Genomic DNA, 24,715 nt, shown 5'->3' on the forward strand with positions numbered 1-24,715 from the left:
GGATAACTATGCCCTTTTTTGGCTTATAGAGATTTTGAGAGAATTGTAGGAGACAATATGGAACAGTATGTGATAAAAGGCGGCACACCACTTTCTGGTGAAGTGGAAATCAGTGGCGCTAAGAATGCGGCACTGGGAATTCTTGCAGGTGCCATAATGACAGACGAAACTGTTACAATTGAAAATCTGCCAAATGTCAAAGATATAAATGTACTTATTGGAGCTCTTGAGGATATTGGAGCTTCTATTACTCGCGTTGATGAGCACACAGTTAAGATTAACGGTTCTAGCATATCAAGACTGTCAGTGGATTATGAATATATTAAGAAGATTCGTGCTTCTTATTATTTAATGGGAGCACTTTTAGGAAAGTATAAGAATGCCGAGGTAGCACTTCCAGGTGGATGTCTTATCGGCGCTCGTCCTATCGATTTACACGTTAAGGGTCTTAAGGCTCTTGGTGCAAACGTGGATGTATCTTATGGTCTTTGGTCAGCACGCGCTGATAAGCTTGCTGGTAGCCACATTTACCTTGATAAGGTTTCTGTAGGTGCTACTATCAATATCATGCTTGCAGCTGTTCTTGCTGAAGGAAAGACTACTATCGAGAATGCAGCTAAGGAGCCACACGTTGTAGATGTTGCTTCATTCCTTAACAGTATGGGAGCTAACATCCGCGGCGCAGGTACAGATGTTATCCGTATCGTTGGTGTTTCTGCACTTCACGGTACTACATATGCAGTTATTCCAGATCAGATTGAGGCTGGTACATATATGTGCGCGGCAGCAGCCACTCACGGTGATATTCTTGTAAAGAACGTTATCCCTAAGCATTTAGAGGCTACTTCAGCTAAGCTTATCGAAGCTGGTTGTGTTATTGAGGAATATGATGATGCAGTTCGCGTTATCGCAAAGGGACGTAAGCTTACAAAGACTCACGTTACTACACTTCCTTATCCAGGCTTCCCTACAGATATGCAGCCTGAGATTACAGCAGTTCTCGGTATCGCAGATGGTACAAGTACTGTTACAGAATCGATTTTCGAGAATCGTTTCAAGTATGTTGATGAGCTTGCACGCATGGGAGCTAATATCAAGGTAGAGAGCACAGTAGCTATCGTTACTGGTGTTGAGAGATATACAGGCGCTCAGGTTTGCGCACCAGACCTTCGTGCCGGCGCTGCACTTATCATTGCAGGTCTTGCTGCAGATGGTATTACTATCATCGATGATATCAAGTACATCCAGCGTGGATACGAGGATATCGTTGGTAAGTTCAACAAGCTTGGTGCTGTTATGGAAGAGATTGATTCCGAGAGGGATTTACAGAAATTTAAATTAAAGGTGAGCTAATATGGATATTACAGAAAAGATTGAACTTGATGATTGCCCAATCTGCGGAGGGGCAGGCCTTATTGAAGAGGAAGATCACGGATACTACGTAGCTTGCCTCGATTGCGGAAGCTATACAGGAACTGTTAGCTACAAAAATGAAGATGGTCGTTTACAGGCAGCTGAGAAATCAGCAATGCTTTGGAACACAGGTAAGGTTATTAACAGTGCTCCAGGAGAATAAAAACAAATACGAATAGTTTTAGGACATTTCAGAATAAAATTCTGAGATGTCCTTTTTTAGTATTAGAAGAATTATGCTACTAATAGAAAGACGTGTTGGAATATAAGCAAAATGAAAGTTTTGTGAAAATTCTGCCAAAATTTTTAAAATGACAGAAAAAGTTGATATACTTATTCTACTAGAGTAGGGGAATAATATGTTTTTTATTTTTATAAATGGAGGACAGAACCTATGCCAGAAAGAGAAGAAATTCGTGATGATTCTATGGATTTGAAAACTAAACAGATGCTGGAGAAAAATAGGCTGGCCAGATATTGTGGAACAATTACTTGTCTGGCTTTGATATTTTGTACGGTGAGGTCGTTAGTGTTAGATGGCATGAATGTGCTGGATTTAATTCGACTTGCTGTTACCATTATAGATATAATTCTCTTCCAAGTAACATATAAAATGTATGGAGAGAAATATAGATATAAATATGTGGTGACGCTTTCAATGGTGGCAATGTTTGTTCTTAACATATATGCACCAAATGACCGCAATATGTATATCTTTATGTATACAATCATTTTGATTGTAATGATATATGGTGAGGCCAATACAGTACGAATTGGTTGCTTTATCGCAAACTTTTGCTTAATCACTTCGGGCTTTATGGAACTCAGAAAAGGTAATATTACAGGCCGTGAGCTTGTTACGGAGATGGTATTCAGTCTTATTGCATGTACCATTTCGGTTGTAGTATGTAAGCAGCAGAGACGTCAGACAACAGAGGTACTTGATACAATCAAAGAACATGCGGAAGAGCTGAAGGAAACATCTGATACGATTGTTGATTTGGCAGAACAGCTAAATCAGAAATTTGTTGAGGCAAATGATGTATCTGATAGACTTAACGGGTCAATGGAGGCTACACATTCATCAGTAAATGAAATTGTAGAGGGTACAAAGAATACAGCTGAGGCTATCGAAAATCAGACAAATAAAACTGCTGTAATTCAGGAAAGCATTCAGGCAGTTGAGCAGGAAGCAAACAATATTGATGATGTTTCTGGCCGTGTAGAGGAATCTGTTAACGAAGGTGTTGATCTTATTAATCAGCTTAAGAGTCAGGCTGAGGAAGTAGCAAAGATTAACCTGGAGACAGCCTCAACAACACAGGCATTAAATACAAGTATTCAGGATGTACAAGCAATTACAGAGACAATTCTTGGTATTTCAAGTCAGACAAATCTTCTTGCATTAAATGCATCAATCGAAGCTGCAAGAGCTGGTGAGGCCGGCAAGGGCTTCGCAGTAGTAGCTGATGAAATTCGTGCTCTTTCAGAAAGTACACGAGAAGCTACAGAAGAAATTTCAAGAATTATTGAAAGGCTTACAAGTGATGCTCGCTCAGCATCGGCTGCAATGTCGAAATCTGCTGAGTATGCTCAGAAACAGAATGATCTTATTGCAGAAACTGGAACTAAGCTGGATGCTATCAAGGAAGGTTCGGATGAACTTAGAGATGGTGTTGTTCAGGTAAAGGGATCTGTTAGCGAAGTACTTAGTGCAAATACACAGATTATGGATAACATCACAAATCTTTCTGCAACATCTGAGGAGGTTGCTGCAGCGGCTGATACAGTAGGTGCAGTAAGTGATGATGCAATGGATGCCCTTAAAAATATGAATGAGACTCTTAAGGTAATCAATAAGATTGCAAAAGATATGGAAGAGATGGCACTGAAGTAAACTAAATAATGAACACTGAGAAGGCACTGTTACGCTCTCAATCCTGAGGTATTACTCCATCGAGCTGAAGAAAGCTCTCCTTGAGTAACACTCAGAGATTGATAGCTACAGTGCTTTTATTTTGCACATTTATTTATATTAGAGTAGAATTACCTCATAATCCATTTATTCGTGTTGGGAGGAAATACGTATGGCAGACAGACCAGTATCGAGAAAGAAGACTGTAACCGGGTCGGGTTCGGTTAACAGACGTGGTAGCGGACTGGGCAGTGGTCCAGTAGGTGGTGGCCATGGAGGCCATGTGCCAGGAGGTTCTGGCTCTGGAGGTTTTAGTGGAAATCGTGATGGAGGCTATGGCGGAGGCGGTGGTCTTGGAAAGCTTATTATCATTGCACTAGTAGTATTACTAGGCGGTGGAGGCGGTCTTGGTGCGTTCTTTGGGGGCGGCTCAGGCGGAACTGGTACAGGCTCTCTTTCTGGGGATAGTGCTACAAGTACCATAAATACAATTGGTACGATGGCGTCTCTGCTTCTAGGTAGTGGAGGCTATACGAGTACGGCTGCCAGTGGAAATTCCAGCTGGAGCAGCAAGGCCAACACCGGAGTATTGGATGAAACTGTAGCTGCTGGTGCCAGAGAAAAATATACAGTAATGAAGGGTGATGGTAAGGACACAACTACCATCATGGTTTACATGTGCGGAACTGACCTGGAGTCTAGAGGAGCTATGGCTTCGAAGGATATGCAGGAGATGCTGAATGCTACAGTTGCGGACAATATCAATCTGATTGTTTATACAGGCGGCTGCGCTAGATGGCAGAACACTGTAATCAGTAATAAGACAAACCAGATTTACCAGATTAAAAATGGAAAGATGGCTCTTTTGAAGGATAATCTGGGTGATCTACCAATGACCGATCCAAAGACTCTTTCAAGCTTCATCAAGTGGGGCGGTGAGAATTTCCCTGCAGACCGCTACGACCTTATTTTCTGGGATCACGGCGGCGGTTCAGTAACTGGTTACGGCTATGATGAGAAGCATCAGAGCGCAGGTTCAATGGACCTTGCAGAAATCAATAAGGCTCTTACTGATGGCGGATTGAAATATGACTTTGTGGGATTTGATGCATGTCTTATGGCTACAGTTGAGACTGGTCTTATGCTTGATGCCCACAGTGATTACATGATTGCCTCAGAGGAGACAGAGCCTGGTATTGGCTGGTATTATACAAACTGGCTAACAGAGCTTAGCAAGAATCCATCACTTTCTACTCTCGAAATTGGAAAGATTATCGTAGATGATTTTGTCGCTCAGTGCGGACAGCAGTGCGCAGGCCAGAAGACTACATTGTCAGTGGTTGATTTGGCTGAGCTTACAGCTACCGTTCCTGAGGATTTGAAGAGCTTTGCAGATTCTACAACAAGCCTTATCGATAAGAAGGAATACAAGGTAGTTTCAAATGCCCGTTCAAGCACAAGAGAGTTTGCCACATCTTCTAAGATTGACCAGATAGATTTAATCGATTTTGCAATCAAGATGGATAACGATGCCGGTAAGGAGCTGGCTGACTCATTGAAGGGAGCTGTTAAATATAACAAGACCTCTTCAAATATGACCAATGCTTACGGCCTTTCAATCTATTTCCCATATCGTCAGACTGGCAAGGTAGATACCATGTCAGATACTTACGATGAAATCGGCATGGATGAAAGCTATAAGAACTGCATCCAGAAGTTTGCATCTATGGCTTACTATGGACAGGCTACAAGCCAGAGCGCAGGAAACGGTAATCCAGCAAGCATGCTCTTTGGAACAGGTTCTGGCAGCTCTAGCTCATCTGGTCTTGATAGTGCCCAAGCAGTGGCTCAGATTTTGAACGCAGTGCTTTCAGCAAGCTCACAGGCATCACCTAGATTCCTGAATAGCGGTGTGTCAGTGGATGATGCAGCAGCATATATCTCTGATAACAATATTGCTCCTGAGGATTTAGCTTGGAAGATGAATGGAAACGGGGACAATGTAATCGCGTTGACTGAGGCTCAGTGGGAGAACGTTCAGGGCATCGAATTCTCTACATTTGTAGATGACGGTCAGGGTTACATCGACCTTGGATTAGACAATGTATTTGAGTGGGATGATGACAACAATCTCATCGCAAATACAGATAGAAGCTGGCTTGCTATCGACGACCACATTGTGGCTTACTATCACATCGATACTACTGGTGACGCCAACAATTACACAATTACTGGTCGCGTGCCTGTTCTTTTAAATGATGAGAGAGCTGATTTGATTCTTGTATTCGACAGTACCAACGAGGATGGCTATGTAGCAGGTGCTACCTATGATTACAAGGACGGCGAAACTGAGGTAGTTGCAAAGAATCTTACAGAGCTCCAGGCTGGAGACAAGATTGATTTCATCGCTGATTACTATGATTACAGCGGTAATTATACTGACAGCTATTTGCTGGAGGGAGATTACACTGTAAGCGGAGCCATGAGCGACATGAAGATAACAAATTTAGTAATTGAGGATAAAGATATATTGGTTTCTTATGTCTTTACCGATATATATGGTAACAGCTACTACACTGATGGACTGTCGGAGTAGCTGATGATTCTATTCTATAGATGTGTGTTAGAAGTCCAGACAAGATCCACAGCGACTTGTACCGGACTTTTGACACATATGAATCTATGTGATAGAATTCATGTGCTGTTAAATTTTTATCAATTAAATTAGCTTGCAAAGAACTGTTTTAACAGGAGGAGACCCGCCTAAGGGCTTCTACCAGAAGGAGGAAACAATATGCAAAGCAACAATTCTAAGACCTATGAGCTCGTGCTCACAGCGTTATTCGTAGCCATTATTGTAGTTATGGCTTCAACCCCACTCGGATATATTCCACTCGTAGTTATTAATGCAACAACACTTCATATTCCAGTTATCATTGGTTCTTTATTCTTAGGACCAAAGAAGGGAGCTTGCCTCGGCGGAGTATTTGGTATCACAAGCTTTATTAAGAGCTCACTTACACCTACTCCATCAGCATTCGCATTCTCACCAGTGGCTGCACTTACTATGCTTCCACATGATACTGTAGGACAGGCAATCGGACTTGTTTTCAAGAGTACATTCATTGCAATCGTTCCTAGAATTCTTATTGGTGTAGTTCCTTACTTTGTATACGTAGGAATCAAGAAGGCAATCAGCTCAGAGAAGAAGGTTGTTTACGGTTCAATCATCAACGTAATCATCTCTTTCATCATGGGATTTGGTGTATTTGCTTTCTTCAATAAAATGATTTCTGAAGGCAAGGTTGGATTCTCAGTTACAGCTGCTCAGATTATCGGCGCTGTTGTTGGAATCGCATTTTTCGTGGCTATCGAGTATTTATTTATGAATAAGGACGCAAAGGCACTTGGATTTATCACAGCTGGTATTTCTGGTGCTATGACAAATACACTTCTTGTTATGGGAAGCATCTATGCATTCTACAGAATCCCATACGCAGAGGTTCTTCAGATCGACCCAAGTGCTCTCATGGGAGTAATTGGCGGAATCATCAGCTTCAACGGTGTTATCGAAGCTATCGTTGGTGCGGTAATCGTTTACCTTGTTGGTATTGTATTAGACAAGATTAAGCCAGCAGGTGTATATTCAGGAAAGAAGAATAATAAGATTCAGTCAGTTTCAGAGGTAAATTCTGCTCGCCAGATGGCACAGTAAACACCTCATCAGTCTGCTACCGCAGACAGCTTCCCTTCAAAGGGAAGTCTTGGTATGCTAAGCTAAGATATAAAACAGCAATACGACAGTCCGGAGGTAATTATGTTAAAAGGTAAATGTGTGGTACTTGGAGTAACAGGCTCCATTGCAGCATATAAGATTGCAAATCTTGCATCAGCTCTAGTGAAATTGGGCGCTGATGTTAATGTCATCATGACTAAAAATGCCACTAATTTTATCAACCCAATTACCTTTGAAACTTTAACAAGTAATAAATGTCTTGTGGACACATTTGATAGGGATTTCCAGTTTAATGTGGAGCATGTGGCCCTCGCAAAGAGAGCAGATATTTTCATGGTGGCACCAGCCAGCGCCAATGTCATAGGGAAGATGGCACATGGAATCGCTGACGATATGCTTACTACTACCATTCTTGCTGCAAAGTGCAAGAAGCTTGTGAGCCCAGCCATGAATACAAACATGTTTACAAATCCTATTGTCCAGGACAATTTAGAGATTTTGAAAAAATATGGATTCGAGATAATTCAACCAGCCAGCGGCTATTTAGCATGCGGCGACACTGGTGCAGGTAAGATGCCTGAGCCAGAGGTTTTATTACAGTACATACTTAGAGAAATCGCTTTCGACCACGACCTCGATGGGAAGAAGGTTATGATAACAGCAGGGCCTACTCAGGAGGCAATTGACCCAGTAAGATACATTAGCAACCACAGCACAGGCAAGATGGGCTATGCTATCGCCAGAGCGGCAATGCTTAGGGGAGCTGAGGTTACACTTGTAAGCGGTCCAGTGGCTATTCAGCCACCTATGTTTGTAGATGTAGTGAATATCAAGAGCGCGGCAGAGATGGCTGAAGCAGTGAAGTCTCGAGCCGGGGAGATGGATATAATAATCAAGAGTGCAGCAGTGGCGGACTATCGTCCAGCGACTGTGGCAGCTGAGAAGATTAAGAAAAAAGATGGTGAAGCTTCTTCTATTGAGCTTGAACGTACAGAAGATATTTTGTCATTCCTTGGGGCTAATAAAAAGCCAGGCCAGTTTATCTGCGGATTCTCTATGGAGACGGAAAACATGCTGGAGAATTCCAAGGCAAAGCTTAAGAAGAAAAACGTAGATATGATTGTAGCCAACAACCTGCGCACTGCAGGCGCAGGCTTCGGCACCGACACCAATGTAGTGACTCTGATTACTGCTGATGATGCCCGAGAGCTTCCAATCATGTCCAAGGAAGACGTAGCCCAGGCTATATTGGATGAAATAGTTAAATAGAAGATTTTTATTGGACCCCTGCTTTTGTCAGGGGTCCTTTTTTTGTGTGCGGGATTGGTGGGGAATTATTAGGTTGTAGTATTTTGGGGTATAAAGATAGTTGTTCTTGGAATATTAGCAGGTTGATTTGGATTTTATGTTATTTAGTGTTTACAAATTTACTTACGCGTGTTAATATATAACGCGATTTAAAAGAAATCTCATAGGAAATTCTTTTTATTGATGTCTGCGGTGTTCGCGTGCAGATAAATTCCCACATTTTCATAGTTTTATAGAAATAAATTGATAGTTATGGGGCTTATTGCAGGTTAAATGCAAGGTTTAGGGCTGCGATTTAAGGATTAATACGGGAGATATAGGACAAAATGCTTTGACCTCACGTAGTGTTTGGAGCTTGTGAAACTGCTTGCTACGTGAGGTGGGAAAGAACTGTTCTAAACCTCACGTAGGATTTCCAGCGAAAAAGGGATTTCACTACGTGGGGTTAACCAATAAAACGCCCTACCTCACGTAACCGGTCAAGAAATAGAGCAAAAACCTACGTGAGGATTATAAGGAAAATGCGATACCTCACGTAACTACGAGAGAAATAGAAAGAAAAGGAAGTAATATGGAAAATTTGAAAGTAAAAATGGAAGAGCAACTAAGAGAAATAGACAGGCTTATAACTAAATCCAATAAAACATTAGAGAGACTAAAGGATACTCCTAATAAAAAAATAATGGTAAGCAAGAGTAATGGAAGTACACAGTATTATTGGGTAGATTGGAAGACAAAGGAGCGAAAATACGTATCAGTATCAGAAAAGAGGCTATTAAGAAATGTGGCTCAAAGGGATTATGAGGAAGTGGTTAACCGCAAATTATGCTCCCTGAAGAGCACATTAGAAAAGTTTATTAATAAGTATGATATCGATGAAATATATGCTGTTTACAATAAGATGTCTGAAGGTAAGAAAGCACTAGTTACCCCTATTGAAGAGGTAGATGAGGTTTATATTAAAAATTGGCTAAATGATACCTACGACCCTATGGGGTTTATGGATAATACTGAGTTTTATTCCAACAATGGGGTCAGGGTCAGATCAAAGTCAGAGCTGATAATAGCTAATCTACTGGAGCAGTATGAGATTCCTTATAAGTATGAGAGACCTATACAGCTGCGAGGATTGGGAAATGTCAGGCCTGATTTCATTTGCTTGAACAAAAGAGAGAGGAAAGAGTTTGTTTGGGAGCACTTCGGGATGATGGATAATGGTGAGTATGCTAATAAAAATATCTCTAAGCTGAACATGTATCAGCAGAATGGATATTATCTCGGGGAAAATATGATAGCATCTTTTGAAACTTCTCAGCAGCCAATTAGCTCTAAAAATATAAAAACCCTGATTGAGCAGCATTTACAGTAATTGTGATAATTCCGTGTAATCTTGGCAAATCGTTGAATATGGCCACGGTTAAACCTATAATATTCATATAATAATATTTGGGTATTTTCGCTTTTGTTGTCTATTCGTGGGGAGTTGAGATGAGAAAAAGCAGGTTCAAGCAGGTAGAGAATTATATTGAGCTGTTTCGAAAGCTTTGTGAAGGTGTTTATCAGGAGCTGGATAGGAAGGACCCTGGTATTCAAAAGGCATGCGAGTACCTGGAAATGGCACAGCAAAAGGCTATAGATTTGGGCAATTACATAGAGGAAACTGAAGGTGAGGGACATAAGACGGTATCTCATCTGGAAGAATTTTGTGAAGTTCTCTTTCAGATACATGAAGAAATTCAATCTGACAGAGGACTTTCTGCGTCTTCGGCGAAGGTTAGAATCGAGCACTGCGTTAACAACATCGAAAAAAGTGCGCACTCAGACATAAAAATCAAAAAGGTGGCAGTTTTCCTGCCGTACAAGGCTTCCATGTGGGATTCGCTGGAGTCGGTGTGGATGAAGGCCAGGGATGACGAGAATGTCGACGATTTTGTAATACCTATTCCTTACTTTGAGCGAGATGCTGAGGGTGGATTGAAGGAGATGTTTTACGAGGGGAATCAGTATCCGAAGTATGTGCCAGTTACTGATTTTCAGAAATTTGATTTTGAGGGAGTGCACCCTGACGAAATCTATATTCATAATCCGTATGATGATGCGAACTACGTGACAAGTGTGCATCCGTTTTTCTATACGGAGAATTTAAAGAAGTTTACAGATAAGCTGATTTATATTCCTTATTTTGTTTTGTCGGAGCCGAATTTGGATAACGAAGCAGAGATGGATCATATTTTTAATTTCGCGTTGACTCCGGGAGTAGTTTATTCCGATGAGGTGATTCTGCAGTCGGAAAATATGAAGAAGGCCTATGTGGCGTGCCTAGTGAAACACTTTGGTGAAGATAGCAGGGATGTCTGGGAAAACAAGATAAAGGGCACAGGATCACCTAAGTTTGAAAGGCTTCTTCGAGCAAAAGAAGAGGAGCAGGATATTCCAGAGGAATGGAAGAAGATTATCATGAAGCCTGATGGCACAAGAAAGAAAATTGTCTTTTACAACACTGGCGTTGTGGCGATTTTAAATCAGGAACAAAAGATGATTGATAAGATCAAGGATGTCTTTGCAGTTTTTAAAGAGAACAAGGATGATGTGGCATTGCTTTGGAGGCCACATCCATTGATTGAGGCTACATTACAGAGCATGGTGCCGGAGATTTTAGAGCAGTACCGCCAGATTGTAAAAGAATACAAAGAAGAGGGTTGGGGAATTTATGACGATAGCCCGGACATGAACAGGGCGATAATTATAAGCGATGCCTACTATGGGGATGGCAGCAGCATCGTCCAGCTATACGAGAAGCTGGAAAAACCAATTATGATACAGAACCCGGAAGTGTTATGTCAGTAATTGCATTTAGGAGAGGGGAGCTATGGAGTTTGAGTTAAATGCATCAATGATGTGCGCAAACTACGGTCACTTGGCGCGGGAGATAAACGAGCTGGAGGAGGGAGGAATCGATTCGTTCCATATCGATATTATGGATGGTCGATTTGTGCCTAACTTTGCAATGTCGCTGAACGATTTGAGCTATATTGCAAGCGTGACATTTAAGCCGATGGATGTGCATCTCATGGTTGAACATCCTAATAACACCATCGAGCTGTTCATCAGGAATCTTCGTAAAGGCGACACCATTTATATTCATCCTGAGGCCGAGTACCATCCTTCGACAACTTTGCAGAAAGTAATAGATGCGGGAATGGTGCCAGGAATCGCTATCAATCCTGGAACCAGTATCGAGACGGTTAAGGAGATGCTGAAGATTGTAGATAAGGTGCTGGTAATGTCAGTAAATCCAGGTAATGCGGGCCAGATGTACCTGCCTTATGTTGGCGAGAAAATCGATAAGCTTCTGAAACTGAAGGAGCGCTATGGCTTTAAGATATACTGGGATGGAGCATGCTCGGGAAGTAAGATTTTGGAGTTTGCACCAAAGGGTGTGGATGGTTTCATTTTGGGAACCACATTGCTTTTTGGTAGAGGACGAGGATATAAAGAAATCTTGGCAGATATCAGGAAGATGAGAGTATGACGGTTGCAATTTTGCTTTCAGGGGGCAAGGGCAGCAGGATGGGGACAGATATCCCAAAGCAGTACATCACCGTGGAGGGGGTTCCGATTCTGGTCTATTGCCTGAAGACGCTGAACAAAAGTGAATACATAGATAAGATTCAGATTGTGGCGGACAAACAGTGGCATGATGGAATTATTGGCTGGCTGTCACAGTTTGGATTGGAGGATAAATTCCTGGGATTTTCAGCTCCAGGAGCTACCCGTCAGGAATCTATTTTGAATGGCTTGAGGGACATTAGGCGAGTAGTGTCAGATGACGATTTCGTATTTGTTCATGATGGGGCAAGACCGCTGCTGACGCTTGCAATGATAGAGGAATCCATTCACGGAATGAAAGGATATGATGGGGTGATACCAGTGCTTCCAATGAAGGATACGGTATACATGAGCAAGGATGGCGAGTGCATCGATTCCCTTTTGAAGCGAGATGAGATTTTCGCTGGACAGGCGCCGGAGACATTCATTTATGGAAAATATTTCGAGGCCAATAAGACACTGGAAGAATCAGGTGAGATTGCAAATATTAAGGGCTCCACAGAACCGGCAGTCATGGCGGGAATGAGAATGCATCTGATAGATGGTGACGAGAGAAATTTCAAGATAACAACCAAGACCGATTTGGAGAGATTCGAGGAAATAGCAAAAAGCAGGGAGATTTAGGCGAGGAACAAAAATCATGAAAGCTTTAGTGCTAAGAGATGTTGGAAAAATTGGAATAGAGGAAATTGAGAAACCTTCCCCAAAGCAGGGGGAGGTTTTAGTGCATGTGAAGGCTTGCGGAATATGTGGTTCAGACATCCCGAGGGCTTATAAAGATGGTGCTCACAATATGCCACTTGTTATCGGGCATGAATTTTCTGGGGTAGTGGAGGATAAGGATAGAACCTGGAATGTGGGAGTTTTCCCATTGATACCTTGCGGAAAATGTGAGTGTTGTAAGATTAAAAAATATGAAATGTGTAAGAATTATTCCTATCTTGGCTCTCGTAGAGACGGAGGATTTGCAGAATATGTAGCGGTTCCTGAATGGAACCTTTTAGAGCTTCCAGCAGGAATTGGTTTTGAAGTGGCGGCAATGTTGGAACCTATGGCTGTAGCGGTGCATGCTATAAGACAGGTATGGACAGAGGCGCTGGATAGGATTGATGTAAATGTGGCGGTCATGGGGCTTGGAACTATCGGATTGTTGGTGACAATGTTCCTGAAGGACATGGGAATAGATAACGTATATACGATAGGAAACAAGGAGTCTCAGAAGAAATTAGTGATGGAAATGGGCATTCCTGAGTCACATTATTTTGACGCAAGTAGTGGTGACGCAGTAGAATGGATTATCGTAAATACGAATTCAAAGGGAGTAGATGTGTTCTTTGAATGTATTGGCAAGAACGAGTCGTTAAATGTGGGACTGGATGCAGCAGCACCACTTGGCAGAATATGTACAGTGGGAAATCCTCACTCAGATATGTCGCTGGACAGAAATATGTATTGGAAGATACTTAGGAATCAGTTAACAGTGACGGGGACCTGGAACTCATCATTTACACATGAGGTGGATGACGACTGGCACTACGTGCTGGACAGGTTGCAGCAGGGCAGGATTCACCCAGAGAAGTTGATTACACATCGATATGATTTGGAAAACATAGTGGATGGCTTTGAGATTATGAGGGATAAAACAGAGCCTTATGTCAAAGTGATGTGGGAGCAGTGAGGCTGGTTTGCTAAAGGTTACAGAGAGCGATGAGTGGGCGCCACCGGAGGGTGGCGCTTTTTTGTATAGTTTTGTCGTTATTTGACGCGCGTAAAATAACATTTTTATATGGAGAAGACGATTTATATATATTAAGAAAGCTTGAAAAATCAATGATTTAGATGACAAAATAAATTTTTTGTTTTATAATTTAAGACGATTAGAGGAAATCATCTGGATTAAAACAGACGATTATATAGATATGATTTTATTTTTCGGATGAAAAGGAGAAAATAAAAAATGGAAAACAAATACTTAGAATATAAAGAATCAGTCACAAAAAGGTTTTTAAAGACAGTTAGCGCTTTTGCAAATTACGAAGGAGGAAAAATCATCTTTGGGATAGATGATAATGGAAAAGAGCTTGGGTTGGAAGAACCTGTTGCTGAAAAATTAAAAATAGAAGAGATGATTAACTCAAATTTAAAACCTATACCAGAATATGAATTAAGTATACATAATAAAAGTGTAATACTAGAGGTTCAACCTGGAAAAAACAAACCTTATTTCTATGAAAATAAAGCATATAAAAGAAGTGATACTTCAACAGTAGAGATGGATACCTTTGAATTAAAGAATCTAATTATTGAAGGTATTAATATAGATTTTGAAGAGGTCAAATCACGAAATCAAAATTTAGAATTCTTATACTTGGAAAACGCATTTAAGAAAGAGCTAAAGATAGAAGGACTAAATAAGGATGTGTTAAAAACACTAAGACTTTTCAACGACAAAGACGGTTTTAATATGGCAGCATACTTACTGTCTGATAATCTTGAGGGCGTGGGAATTGATGCCATAAAGTTTGGCCAGTCCATTAATGAAATCGTTAAAAGGATTACACTAACTAATGGATCAATTTTGAAGCAGTTTGATAAAATTGAAGAAATATATGAAGACTATTATGTTGTTGAAAAAATAGAAGGTTTAAGGCGTGAGATAGTTGAGAAAATACCAAGAGCAGCGTTCAGAGAAGCAGTTGCGAATGCACTTGTGCACAGACAGTGGAATATAAATGCGAATGTTCAAATCTCGATGTTTGATAATCGAATAGAAATTGTTTCGCCAGGAGGTTTGCCAAGTGGGATAACAAAAGAGGAATATATCAATGGAAGATATTCTCTTCTAAGAAATCCTATATTGGCAGATGTATTCTTGAGACTAAACCTTATAGAAAAATTTGGAACAGGGATAATTAGAATAAAATCATTATATTCAGACTATATTGCGCAACCAAGTTTTGTGGTTAATGAAGGATCTATAATGGTTACGTTACCGACTATAGATAGTATTGATTTAACAGAAAACGAATTTATTGTTCTCAAATATATAAGGGAAAATGGACCAATCTCCAGTGGACAAGTTGTGTCTGAACTGGGAATTGAGAGAAATAAGACGATAGAAACATTGAATTCATTGAAAAATCAAGGGATTATACAAGTTGAGGGACATGGAAGAGCTACAAGATATGATGTAGTAAGATAAAGATGATTCAGGGCCAGCCGCTAAAATCGGCTGGCCATTTTAAATTATAGGTTCAATGACATGTAATGATTTTAACTATAGAATATGAATAAGGGTAATTCATTCTAAAAAAGAAATGTTTTGTTTACATTTGTTCGCAGCTGAATATCATATAAAAAGTGAAAGATAAACGGCTGCTAACAGCATAAAAATATAATTGACAGCTGATTATAACGCGAATTATAATAAAAACAAGAAGAAATAGTGTTATGATAGCGTAAATGAGGATATAGATATGATAGGAAGAAATAAAGAAGTTGCTGAGCTGCTTGAACTATATGCTGGGAATAAAGCTGAACTTGTTGCGGTTTATGGTAGGCGTCGTGTTGGAAAAACATACCTTATAGACGAGACGTTTAGGGATAAAATAACCTTTAGGCATGCTGGTCTTTCACCTGTGGAAATGAGTAATGATCATCAAAAGAATCAACCGTTAAAAAAACAGTTGGAAGCGTTTTATTATTCTCTAATAACGCAGGGGATGAAAAAAAGCCATTGTCCAAAGGATTGGCTCGAAGCTTTTTTTATGCTGGAAATGCATTTGCAAAGTATAGATAATGGCGCCAGACAGGTTATATTTTTGGATGAGTTACCATGGATGGATACACCTAAATCAGGATTTATCACTGGCTTCGAAGCATTTTGGAATAGCTGGGCTTGCCACAGAAATATTATGGTTATTATATCTGGAAGTGCTAATTCTTGGATGGAAAATGAGCTTATAAATAATCATGGTGGCTTATATGGGCGTGTTACATATGAAATAAAACTTTCTCCATTCACGCTTAAGGAGAGCGAGATGCTTTTAAAAGAGCGCGGAATATCACTTTCTAGATATGATATTGTTCAAAGCTACATGATATTTGGCGGAATACCATTTTATTTGAACTATTTTAAACGTGGAAATAGTTTAGCACAAAATGTGGATGATTTGTTTTTTTCAAAAGGGGCAAAATTATCACAAGAGTATAATAGACTATTTTCATCTATATTTACTAACCCTGATGCGGTAAAGACTATTGTGAAGTTGCTTTCTAAGCGTAGTAAAGGATTTACCAGAAAGGAAATAGTTAGTGAGGCTGGATTGTCAGATGGAGGCTCTCTATCAAAGAGTCTTAACGCGTTGATTGCAAGCGACTTTATCATAAAATATACACCATTTGAATGCGGTAAAAGGGAAGAACATTATAAACTAGTTGATCCGTTTTGTATTTTTTATATAAGATTTGTGGAAAATAAGGATTCAATAGAAAATGGATTTTGGTTACAGAATATTGAGGCTCAGTCAATCATAACATGGAGAGGATATGCATTTGAAAATGTATGTTTTAATCATATTCCTGAGATTAAGCGTGCTTTGGGAATAAGTGGAGTGAACACTTCTGAGTCAGCATGGACGAAAACAGGAGATGGTGAGAGAGGTACTCAGATAGATTTATTAATACTTCGAAAAGATAACATTGTTAACATGTGTGAAATGAAATTTTATAGTGATTATTTCATGGTTGACAAAGATTACGATGCAACGCTAAGGCATAGACAAAATTTACTGTATGAGAAACTTCCTAAGAAGAGCGCGATACATAATACTCTTATTACAACATATGGAGTTAAGGACAATGAGTATAAATGGTCGTTTGAGAGGGTTATTACTTTGGAAGATCTTTTTGCCTGAAACAAGATTTTTAATAAACAGTTGTAGCACCGCCGGTTGGCGGTGCTTTTTTAACCACAGTTTCAATGATTTTCATTATTATAGACTGGCTTTACAGCTGAATATCCACATAAAAGTGCAGGATAAACAGCTGTGAACGGTATAATATAGTGTTTACAAGCTAAATATATCGAAAAAATATAGATGATAAAAAGCTTATATGTTTGAGTAAGGAATGGAAAGGACGAAATATATATATGATAATGCGGCTGGCATTTCTTATACCCTAAAAATCTGATAGTTTCAAGAAAATTCGCAACAATCTGTGAAAAGAGGAGTATTTTCCGACAAAATGCGGTAAAATAGTAGCACAAAAATAGGTTATAAATGGTTTATCGCAGCTTGATAAATGAATATAGATAGGGCGCCAAAAAACTCCTTGAAACGTTTCCCAGAAAACAGAACAAAGTTTTCTCGCAAAATGACAAAAACAGCTACCGCTTTTTTGTGAACTGTTACAAAAGATTAAAAGAGATAAAAAAATTAACAGTTTTTTAACAGATAGGGTTTATTATAATCACACTCACACCGATATAGATACTATAAGGGGGTGAGTCGCGCGGAACAGCAACAACTAAATATTGTAAGAATGGAGCATGAACACAGAAGAATTTGGAGGGCTTAGTCGTGTCAGAAAATACAAACAGCAAGGTAAATAACGGTTTGAAAATTGCGATAGCAGTTGGTGTAGTAGTTATAGTCGCCTTGTTGGGAGTAGTAATCTTCCTATTAGTAGGAAGGGGCAAGGCAGAAGAGCCTGAAAAGAGGAATGTGGTAGTTACTCAAGACAATGTAGAAACAGTTGTAGAAGAACTGGCAGAGGAAGAGTATATCCAACCAGGATATTACGAGGCATCGATGAGCACAACATGGACGTTTGCTACGGGATCTGACGTTTCAGAAGACGCATATGTTGCGAATAAGGAAGGAAACACCAATGATGTGTATTTTGATGTTGTCTTAGCAGAGGACGAAGAACAGGTAATATACAAGTCACCAGTACTACCAAGAGGAAGTGAACTTGATAATATTGCTCTGGATACTCCATTAGACGCTGGTACTTATGATTGTGTTTGCATATACCATTTGGTAGATGAAAATCAGAAAACAGTTAGTACTCTTCGCGTCGGTATCACTATAGTAGTGAACCAATAAGTTTGAAAATTTAATATTGGGGAACGTATTAACAAGCACCTCGACATGGATGGCGGGGGAAGGCTATGTTTTCAAGGAGGAAACTATATGAAGTTAAAAAGAATTTTTGCAGTTGTAATGGCAACAACTATGATTATGGGTATGTCACTCACAGCTTTAGCAGAAACTCCAACTAGTGGAGCATCAGAAGGTGATGGAGCATCAGAAGGACATGTTGATAAAGAAATAAAAGATGTTGTATTACCAACAAATACAACTGGTGAAGATTCTCCATTTGCATTTATTATGGATCCTGAGCGATTAATTAGGGCCACAGTTGGTAAAAATGCAAAATATGAAGGATTTACATTCCCTGCCGAGACAGGTGACACAGGTGTTTATTTTAAAAATGGCACCGAGTATAAAAATTCAAGCACAAAACTTCAGGTTGTAAATAAGGGTGCTGTTTCTCAGAAGATAACAGTTGGTATTGAAAAAGTAGGAGCAGCTACAGATATTGGACTTGCAGCTGGAAACGCAGCAGCTCAGCTAAAGGATAGTGATGATAACCCACTCTTATATCTAGCATTGGTTTGTGCTGGACAAACAAAAGTAGTTGGAGATGATGCAGCTTCAGTTACAGTTATTGTTCCTGGAAATGACGATAATTATGAGATTAAGCTTAAAGACGATAAGAGCGGATATGAGTATGTTAAGAAGGCAACTCTGGCAGATTGGAAGGGTATTGAGCTTCAAGTAGATGGAGCAGTTGGTAATGCACCAATATCTGATACAACCACAGCACCTAAGCTTAAAGTTACATGGAGCTTTACAGATTTAGCAGATGGTGATGTAGATGCAACAAGTGGATTAGTTGATGTAGCTGATGCTTCAGATCCAGTTATTAGTAGCGTAACATCATTCACAAAGGCAACACCAGCAGATGTAGTAATTTCATTTACACTTGGTACTGGCGATAAGGCAGTGGATGCAAATGGTGTAACATTGTTACAGGGTGCTAGTGATACAGCAGTTAACACAGCTAAGTATACAGTTAATATGACTAGCAAGACAGTTACTATTGATAAGTCAGCTGGTTTCATGACCGGTGCTACAGCTAATGTTCCAATTAAGGTTCAGTTAACAAAGGATGGAACAGTGGTTGAGACACTTACAGGAACAATTACAATCGTTCAGTAGTACAAATTAAATATAGAGTAATTGACGTCCTCGTCAGCGTAAGCTGGCGAGGGCGTTTTTTATAATATTATGAAAGGGGAATAACACGTGATTATTTGGTTAATAGGGATTTCGGGAGCAGGAAAAACTACATTAGGAAAACTACTGGAACAACATTTAAAAGAATGTAACAAAAAATGCTATCTAGTCGATGGAGATGAAGTGAGGTCGTTATTTAATAACGATTTAGGATATACAGATAAAGACAGACGGGAAAATATAAAAAGAATTATATTAGGCGCTTATTTATTGGATAAGAATGACATTATAGGGATTATTTGCAACATTTCACCATTCCAAGAATTAAGGGATTTGGCTAGAGATAAGATTAAGGATTATAACGAGATTTTTCTTGATAAAGATTTAAATATAAGTGTTAGGAACGATGTAAAGGGAATGTATAAAAATAATATAGGAAAAACCGATATTGTTGGAATTGGGCAAAGATTTGATGATCCGATTACCTGCGATTTGCGAATAAAGGTAGACGATATGACAGAAGATGAATCTTTTAAAATTATAAAAGATTATTTAGTTAGAAAATATGGAGAGGAGTATGAATAATGCTATCAGACAAATATGATGCTGACGACAAGTACATGGAAATCGATGAAGAATCTTTTCAAGATATCATAAATATAGCTACAGGAGTCTTAGCTCCACTTAAAGGATTTATGTGTGAGGAGGATTATCATAGTGTAGTTGAAAAAAATACATTGGTAAATGGGGATGTTTTTACTATCCCTATTACCTTAGAGTACACACTTCGGGACGAGATACAAAGTGGCGAAAAAATATCTTTAATTTTTAATGGGAAATATATAGCGAATATAAGTGTTGAAGATATCTTTGAAACAACAGATGCTGATTGGAAAAAGGTTTTTGGGACGGGAGATTATAATCATCCAGGCGTAAAAAAGGAAATAGAGAAATGCAGAAAGAGAGTTGGTGGCCAGATAGAAGTAGTAGATGAAACAATTCTTGATAATGCACTAAAGCCTTTAGATACAAAAAAAGTCTTTTTGGATAGAGGATGGGAAACTATTGTAGGGTTTCAGACAAGAAACCCTATTCATAAGGCTCATGAATATATCCAAAGATTAGGATTAGAAATGTGTGACGGACTATTTATAAATCCACTTGTAGGCTGGAAAAAGAAAGGGGACTTTTCTGAAGAGGCAGTTATGTCGGCTTATGAGGTGATGATAAATAATTATTATCCTAAGAATCGTGTGTATATAGCGGGGTTAAAAACACAGATGAGATATGCAGGTCCAAGAGAAGCTGTTTTTCATGCTATTATACGCAGAAATTTAGGATGTACTCATTTTACTATTGGAAGAGATCATGCTGGTGTAGGAGGTTATTATGGTGAATACGATGCACATAAGTTTGCCAAAGAAATAGAATCTAAGTATGATTTAGGGATTAATTTAATATTAACTAGAGAACCTTATTATTGTTCTGTTTGTAATGAAATTGTTACTGATAGGACATGCGGTCATTATGAAACTGGTCGTGTATCAATCAGTGGGACAAAAATAAGGCAATATATCACGGAACAAACAATGCCAGATGAAAGATTTATGCGAAGAGATATTTTGGAAGCTATTATTCAGTGTGGTGATATTTTTATAGATTAAAAATGTAAATGGTAAAAATGAAATGAACTCAAAAGATGCATTGGAAACAATACGAAAAATAGTTGGAGAAGACTCATATATGGAAATATTACAACAAGTTGCAGGATCAACAGTTTACTTTCCTGAGAGTTTTGAGTGGCAAAATAAATCAGTTAGAGATGTACAATTGCGGGAAGATTATTACAGTGGCGAATATGAAATATCAGATTTAGCGTTAAAGTATGATTTAAGCATTTCCAGAGTATATAAAATTGTTCAAAGAAGGGAATGATAATTAGAATATAACGCTTAAGTATTAGATTCCTGTTTTCTAAGAGAAAAGCTAAATAAGTACAAAAAACATAAGTTAGTAACAACTATATCCGAAAATGAAAGTGAGGACGTGAATTTATAAGGAGGTTATGTAATGAAATTAGAAACACTTTCAGAAAACGAGATAGCTGTTACTTTTGTTGCCCTAGCACTGTTATTATTATTTGCTTTCTTGACAGGAAATGTAATGGAAAAAATTAAAGCGCCAAGAGTTGTTGGAGAAATTACTGGAGGCATTTTATTAGGTGCAACTTTTTTACAGAGATTATTTCCAAACATGATAGAAAGTATTTTTTCAGGATATGAGAATGAGGGTAAAGTGCTTAACATTTTTTATCAGCTAGGATTAATCTTGTTGATGTTCTTATCAGGATATAATACGCAAATAGAATTTGATAGAAAGAATATAAGAACGATAGCGAGTATATTTGTTGGTTCAACTTTATTACCGATGTCGGTAGGTTTATTTTTTGTATCATATTTTATAAATGATTTCATAGGTGAAAAAGGTAATTACATCTCATTTTCAATAGTTTTTATTATTGGGATTGCTATTACATCTATACCAGTAATATCAAAGATATTTTTTGATTTAGGTGTTATGAATACGCATTTTTCAAACACTGTACTTACAGTGTCTACATTTCAAGATTTGCTTTTATGGATAATGTTAAATGTAGCACTAAGAATTTCATCAACAGGAGAAATAGATATTGTTGATTTGCTTATTGTAGTGTTTGCGACAATAGGTATGTTTGTAGTTGTAAAAATAATAGCAGAACATAATATTATTAAAATTTTAAAGGAAATCAATAGTATTACATTATATGCTGGATCAATAGCAATTCTGTTGTTGGTTTGTGCATTACTATCAAGAATTGGTATCAATAATATGTATTCTGCTTTTTTAGTAGGATACGTTATTAAAAAATTTACAGGAGATAGTATTAATGCAAAAGAAAAAATAGATTATTTGGGAAAGGTTAGTTTTGCATTTTTTATACCGATCTATTTTGCATTGGTGGGAATTCAGTTAGATTTAATTAATAATTTTTCATTATTTAGATTCATAGCCTTTTTTATGATAGCATTTTGTCTAGAAGGAATGGGCACATATTTGTTTGCAAATCTATCTAATCTGAATACTAAAAGCAAAATTAACTTTGCGATAACAATGAATGCACGGGGCGGACCTGGTATAGTTTTAGCCACAACAGCATACGCGTACGAAATTATTAACCTTGAGTTTTTTACGGTATTAATACTTACCACAATGTTGTCGTCTCTTATAGCTGGATATTGGCTTAGATACCAATTACAGAAGGACAAAAGTGTATTTATGGTATTAACGAAGGACGTATAAGAAGTTTGGGGAGGGGATTCTATGAAACGTTTAATACTTACAACTGGACCAGCACTATTACATGAAGTACCACTAACTGATGTTCATTCAAAAGAAAACATATACAGAATAAATGGTGCACATGGAGATATATCTGATATTGAAAACTATATAAAGAATATAAAAGCTCAAGTACCTGATGCAGATATATTAATAGATTTACCTGGAAATAAAGTAAGAACATGCAATCTAGATAATGGAGGAGTTAGGTTAGAAAAGGGAAAAGAGTTTATCATAAGTTCTGATTGCTTTAATTACAGGGAGTTTTACAAACATTTAAAGCCAGGAATGACCGCTTGGGCAAATGACAGTATTTTTGAATTTGAAGTTATAGCAGCAAATGAAGAAGAAATAGTATTCTTATCTAAATCTGATGGAATATTAATAAATAATAAAGGCGTTCATGTAAGAGGAATACATGATGAAATTCCTTTTCTATTTGAAAAAGATCGGCTGCTTATTGAAGTGGCAAATAAGTGGGATATATCCTTTGTCGGCCTGTCTTTTGTTAGAAAAGCTGATAATGTAAAGGAAGCAACATCACTACTGAAAGAGAATATAGAAGTAATAACAAAAATAGAAACTTTAGATGCAGTTAATAATATAAATGAAATATTACCGTTGACAAAATATATCTTAATTGACAGGGGTGATTTGTCAACTGATGTTGGAGTTGAAAATATACCTAGATATCAAAGATTTATAATAAATAAAGGGTTGTTCTTTGATGTGAAGGTGTTCTTAGCAACTCAGATATTGAAGAGTATGGAAACAAAACCGCTTCCTACGATAGGGGAAATAGAGGCTTTATATGACATTATGAAATCTGGCGTTTATGGAGTACAAATGTCTGAAGAAACTGCTGTTGGAAAATATGTTACAAATTGTGTAGATGTACTTAAGCGAATGCAACAAATTGTAATGGCAGAAAGAATAGGGGATTAATCATGTATGGTATTGTTGCTATGGTAGAAGTAGACGAAAATATATTTTTTTCCCACCCGAGGCATAATGGACTTTATAAAATTAGTAAAAATATGGGAACAATTTCCTTTTTATCATGTTTTCCAGAAGAGGATTTGGAATCAGTGTGTTTACATAATAGAGCAGAATACCTAGAAAATAGGATATTCTTTTTCCCGTGTAATGCAAAAAAAGTAGCCGTATATAACATATCAGAAAATAGAATTGATTATATAAAACTAGAGGGTATTTTAGATGAAGAAGACTATTTTAACTGCCAAGCAACTTTTAAGTGTGGTAATTATATACTTGCGTTAGGTAATAATGGTAAATATATTTTTTTAATAGGCACTAAGGGAATACTTAAAAATGTATACGACAATGTTGCACAATTTTTTGTTGAGGAAAAGTCTTCTGTTAATAATCATATAGGTAATAAAACGATTAATGTCTTGAATAGGACAATTTATATACCAGGGATTAATAGTGATATTTACGTATTAAACAATCAAAATAATAAATATGAAGTAATAGACACAGGTGAGGGATTGTTGAGCGCATTAGTTGCAAAAGACGCTGAAGATAATGTATTGTTTGTTAAAAGAGGCAGAGGGGGTATAGGTGTACTAAATTGCGAAACCAACAAATATAAAATTTATAAAAATTTTCCATTAGAGTATTACTGTGAAGAAATAAGACAGCCATTTTTATCGGTTCATTTTGTTAAAGAATACGCGATTTTTATTCCAGCAAAAGCAAACGCAATTACATTGTTGAATTGCAATAATGGTGATATGAAAACGATATCATTAGTTAATGAGCTATTTGAAACTAATTGTTTATTTCCTTTTTATTATTCTTATGAAATTCAAAATTATATTGTGGCTTTATGTTCGGATATGGAGACAATGGTTTTGATTAGCAAGAAAGATTTTTCTGTTAAAATGTCTGAATTAGTTGAAGGAGGAGAAATATTAAAAGAGAAACGTTTTGAGGAAATATGTAGATTGAAAAAAATAATTCATGAAACGGAGTATTTTAGTATAAAGAATATGACTGAATGCCTTTAGCCAGTAGATTAAAACC

At 38.0% G+C, this 24,715-nt stretch carries 21 protein-coding genes; all 21 read left to right on the forward strand.

Annotation, left to right across the window (positions count from 1 at the left end; translation table 11 throughout):
• Positions 1-57 precede the first annotated feature (57 nt).
• A complete protein-coding gene (locus G592_RS0108925; protein WP_028247522.1) occupies positions 58-1,353 on the forward strand; it encodes a UDP-N-acetylglucosamine 1-carboxyvinyltransferase in 1,296 nt (431 codons plus the stop codon).
• A 1-nt stretch (position 1,354) separates the two neighbouring features.
• Complete coding sequence (locus G592_RS0108930) at positions 1,355-1,576, forward strand: Lar family restriction alleviation protein (RefSeq protein WP_028247523.1); 222 nt, start codon at positions 1,355-1,357, stop codon at positions 1,574-1,576.
• A gap of 231 nt (positions 1,577-1,807) precedes the next feature.
• Positions 1,808-3,310: a methyl-accepting chemotaxis protein gene (locus G592_RS16085; protein ID WP_036952435.1), complete on the forward strand. Its 1,503-nt coding sequence runs from the start codon at positions 1,808-1,810 to the stop codon at positions 3,308-3,310.
• Positions 3,311-3,500: 190 nt separating this feature from the next.
• The gene (locus tag G592_RS0108940) at positions 3,501-5,924 is read left to right on the forward strand and encodes a clostripain-related cysteine peptidase (RefSeq protein WP_028247524.1); all 2,424 of its coding nucleotides are present in this window, start codon (positions 3,501-3,503) and stop codon (positions 5,922-5,924) included.
• Positions 5,925-6,122: 198 nt separating this feature from the next.
• On the forward strand, positions 6,123-7,043 hold the full coding sequence (locus G592_RS0108945) for an ECF transporter S component (protein WP_028247525.1): 921 nt from the start codon (positions 6,123-6,125) through the stop codon (positions 7,041-7,043).
• A gap of 102 nt (positions 7,044-7,145) precedes the next feature.
• On the forward strand, positions 7,146-8,333 hold the full coding sequence (gene coaBC / locus G592_RS0108950; RefSeq protein WP_028247526.1) for a bifunctional phosphopantothenoylcysteine decarboxylase/phosphopantothenate--cysteine ligase CoaBC: 1,188 nt from the start codon (positions 7,146-7,148) through the stop codon (positions 8,331-8,333).
• A gap of 610 nt (positions 8,334-8,943) precedes the next feature.
• On the forward strand, positions 8,944-9,741 hold the full coding sequence (locus G592_RS17040) for a hypothetical protein (protein ID WP_028247527.1): 798 nt from the start codon (positions 8,944-8,946) through the stop codon (positions 9,739-9,741).
• 119 nt (positions 9,742-9,860) lie between these two features.
• Positions 9,861-11,219, forward strand: a complete 1,359-nt coding sequence (locus G592_RS0108960; RefSeq protein ID WP_028247528.1) for a CDP-glycerol glycerophosphotransferase family protein — start codon at positions 9,861-9,863, stop codon at positions 11,217-11,219.
• A gap of 22 nt (positions 11,220-11,241) precedes the next feature.
• Entirely contained in the window at positions 11,242-11,904 is a 663-nt protein-coding gene (locus G592_RS0108965) for a ribulose-phosphate 3-epimerase (protein WP_028247529.1), read from the forward strand.
• A complete protein-coding gene (locus G592_RS0108970) occupies positions 11,901-12,605 on the forward strand; it encodes an IspD/TarI family cytidylyltransferase (protein ID WP_028247530.1) in 705 nt (234 codons plus the stop codon). Before G592_RS0108965 ends, G592_RS0108970 begins: the two co-directional genes overlap by 4 nt.
• A 16-nt stretch (positions 12,606-12,621) precedes the next feature.
• The gene (locus G592_RS0108975; RefSeq protein WP_028247531.1) at positions 12,622-13,659 is read left to right on the forward strand and encodes a galactitol-1-phosphate 5-dehydrogenase; all 1,038 of its coding nucleotides are present in this window, start codon (positions 12,622-12,624) and stop codon (positions 13,657-13,659) included.
• Between the two features lie 279 nt (positions 13,660-13,938).
• Entirely contained in the window at positions 13,939-15,183 is a 1,245-nt protein-coding gene (locus G592_RS0108980; protein ID WP_028247532.1) for an ATP-binding protein, read from the forward strand.
• A gap of 274 nt (positions 15,184-15,457) precedes the next feature.
• The gene (locus G592_RS0108985) at positions 15,458-16,897 is read left to right on the forward strand and encodes an AAA family ATPase (RefSeq protein WP_028247533.1); all 1,440 of its coding nucleotides are present in this window, start codon (positions 15,458-15,460) and stop codon (positions 16,895-16,897) included.
• Positions 16,898-17,563: 666 nt separating this feature from the next.
• Positions 17,564-18,091, forward strand: a complete 528-nt coding sequence (locus G592_RS0108990) for a hypothetical protein (protein ID WP_028247534.1) — start codon at positions 17,564-17,566, stop codon at positions 18,089-18,091.
• Between the two features lie 87 nt (positions 18,092-18,178).
• On the forward strand, positions 18,179-19,270 hold the full coding sequence (locus G592_RS0108995) for a hypothetical protein (RefSeq protein ID WP_028247535.1): 1,092 nt from the start codon (positions 18,179-18,181) through the stop codon (positions 19,268-19,270).
• An 87-nt stretch (positions 19,271-19,357) separates the two neighbouring features.
• Positions 19,358-19,873: an adenylyl-sulfate kinase gene (locus G592_RS0109000; protein WP_028247536.1), complete on the forward strand. Its 516-nt coding sequence runs from the start codon at positions 19,358-19,360 to the stop codon at positions 19,871-19,873.
• Complete coding sequence (locus G592_RS0109005; protein ID WP_028247537.1) at positions 19,873-20,952, forward strand: sulfate adenylyltransferase; 1,080 nt, start codon at positions 19,873-19,875, stop codon at positions 20,950-20,952. The genes G592_RS0109000 and G592_RS0109005 overlap by 1 nt, the downstream gene beginning before the upstream one ends.
• Positions 20,953-20,974: 22 nt before the next feature.
• Entirely contained in the window at positions 20,975-21,223 is a 249-nt protein-coding gene (locus G592_RS0109010) for a Mor transcription activator family protein (RefSeq protein WP_081660364.1), read from the forward strand.
• Between the two features lie 135 nt (positions 21,224-21,358).
• Positions 21,359-22,627: a cation:proton antiporter gene (locus tag G592_RS0109015; RefSeq protein WP_028247539.1), complete on the forward strand. Its 1,269-nt coding sequence runs from the start codon at positions 21,359-21,361 to the stop codon at positions 22,625-22,627.
• Positions 22,628-22,648: 21 nt separating this feature from the next.
• Positions 22,649-23,611 (forward strand): pyruvate kinase, encoded by a 963-nt coding sequence (locus G592_RS0109020; RefSeq protein WP_028247540.1) that lies wholly within the window; start codon positions 22,649-22,651, stop codon positions 23,609-23,611.
• 2 nt (positions 23,612-23,613) lie between these two features.
• Complete coding sequence (locus tag G592_RS0109025) at positions 23,614-24,699, forward strand: hypothetical protein (protein WP_028247541.1); 1,086 nt, start codon at positions 23,614-23,616, stop codon at positions 24,697-24,699.
• The last annotated feature ends 16 nt before the right edge of the window (positions 24,700-24,715 follow it).

Origin of the sequence: Pseudobutyrivibrio ruminis CF1b, from assembly GCF_000424005.1 — a bacterium.
GTDB classification, from domain to species: Bacteria; Bacillota; Clostridia; order Lachnospirales; family Lachnospiraceae; genus Pseudobutyrivibrio; species Pseudobutyrivibrio ruminis_C.

Excerpts from the sequence above, each read along its gene's own strand:
- G592_RS0108940 (WP_028247524.1), top strand. The coding sequence starts at position 3,501 with ATGGCAGACAGACCAGTATCGAGAAAGAAGACTGTAACCGGGTCGGGT.
- G592_RS0109010 (WP_081660364.1), top strand. The coding sequence starts at position 20,975 with ATGAACTCAAAAGATGCATTGGAAACAATACGAAAAATAGTTGGAGAA.
- G592_RS0108965 (WP_028247529.1), top strand. The coding sequence starts at position 11,242 with ATGGAGTTTGAGTTAAATGCATCAATGATGTGCGCAAACTACGGTCAC.
- G592_RS0109025 (WP_028247541.1), top strand. The coding sequence starts at position 23,614 with ATGTATGGTATTGTTGCTATGGTAGAAGTAGACGAAAATATATTTTTT.
- G592_RS0108995 (WP_028247535.1), top strand. The coding sequence starts at position 18,179 with ATGAAGTTAAAAAGAATTTTTGCAGTTGTAATGGCAACAACTATGATT.
- G592_RS0108985 (WP_028247533.1), top strand. The coding sequence starts at position 15,458 with ATGATAGGAAGAAATAAAGAAGTTGCTGAGCTGCTTGAACTATATGCT.
- G592_RS0108960 (WP_028247528.1), top strand. The coding sequence starts at position 9,861 with ATGAGAAAAAGCAGGTTCAAGCAGGTAGAGAATTATATTGAGCTGTTT.
- G592_RS0109020 (WP_028247540.1), top strand. The coding sequence starts at position 22,649 with ATGAAACGTTTAATACTTACAACTGGACCAGCACTATTACATGAAGTA.
- G592_RS0109015 (WP_028247539.1), top strand. The coding sequence starts at position 21,359 with ATGAAATTAGAAACACTTTCAGAAAACGAGATAGCTGTTACTTTTGTT.
- G592_RS0108980 (WP_028247532.1), top strand. The coding sequence starts at position 13,939 with ATGGAAAACAAATACTTAGAATATAAAGAATCAGTCACAAAAAGGTTT.
- G592_RS0108925 (WP_028247522.1), top strand. The coding sequence starts at position 58 with ATGGAACAGTATGTGATAAAAGGCGGCACACCACTTTCTGGTGAAGTG.
- G592_RS0108945 (WP_028247525.1), top strand. The coding sequence starts at position 6,123 with ATGCAAAGCAACAATTCTAAGACCTATGAGCTCGTGCTCACAGCGTTA.
- G592_RS0109005 (WP_028247537.1), top strand. The coding sequence starts at position 19,873 with ATGCTATCAGACAAATATGATGCTGACGACAAGTACATGGAAATCGAT.
- coaBC (WP_028247526.1), top strand. The coding sequence starts at position 7,146 with ATGTTAAAAGGTAAATGTGTGGTACTTGGAGTAACAGGCTCCATTGCA.
- G592_RS0108975 (WP_028247531.1), top strand. The coding sequence starts at position 12,622 with ATGAAAGCTTTAGTGCTAAGAGATGTTGGAAAAATTGGAATAGAGGAA.
- G592_RS0108970 (WP_028247530.1), top strand. The coding sequence starts at position 11,901 with ATGACGGTTGCAATTTTGCTTTCAGGGGGCAAGGGCAGCAGGATGGGG.
- G592_RS0108930 (WP_028247523.1), top strand. The coding sequence starts at position 1,355 with ATGGATATTACAGAAAAGATTGAACTTGATGATTGCCCAATCTGCGGA.
- G592_RS17040 (WP_028247527.1), top strand. The coding sequence starts at position 8,944 with ATGGAAAATTTGAAAGTAAAAATGGAAGAGCAACTAAGAGAAATAGAC.
- G592_RS16085 (WP_036952435.1), top strand. The coding sequence starts at position 1,808 with ATGCCAGAAAGAGAAGAAATTCGTGATGATTCTATGGATTTGAAAACT.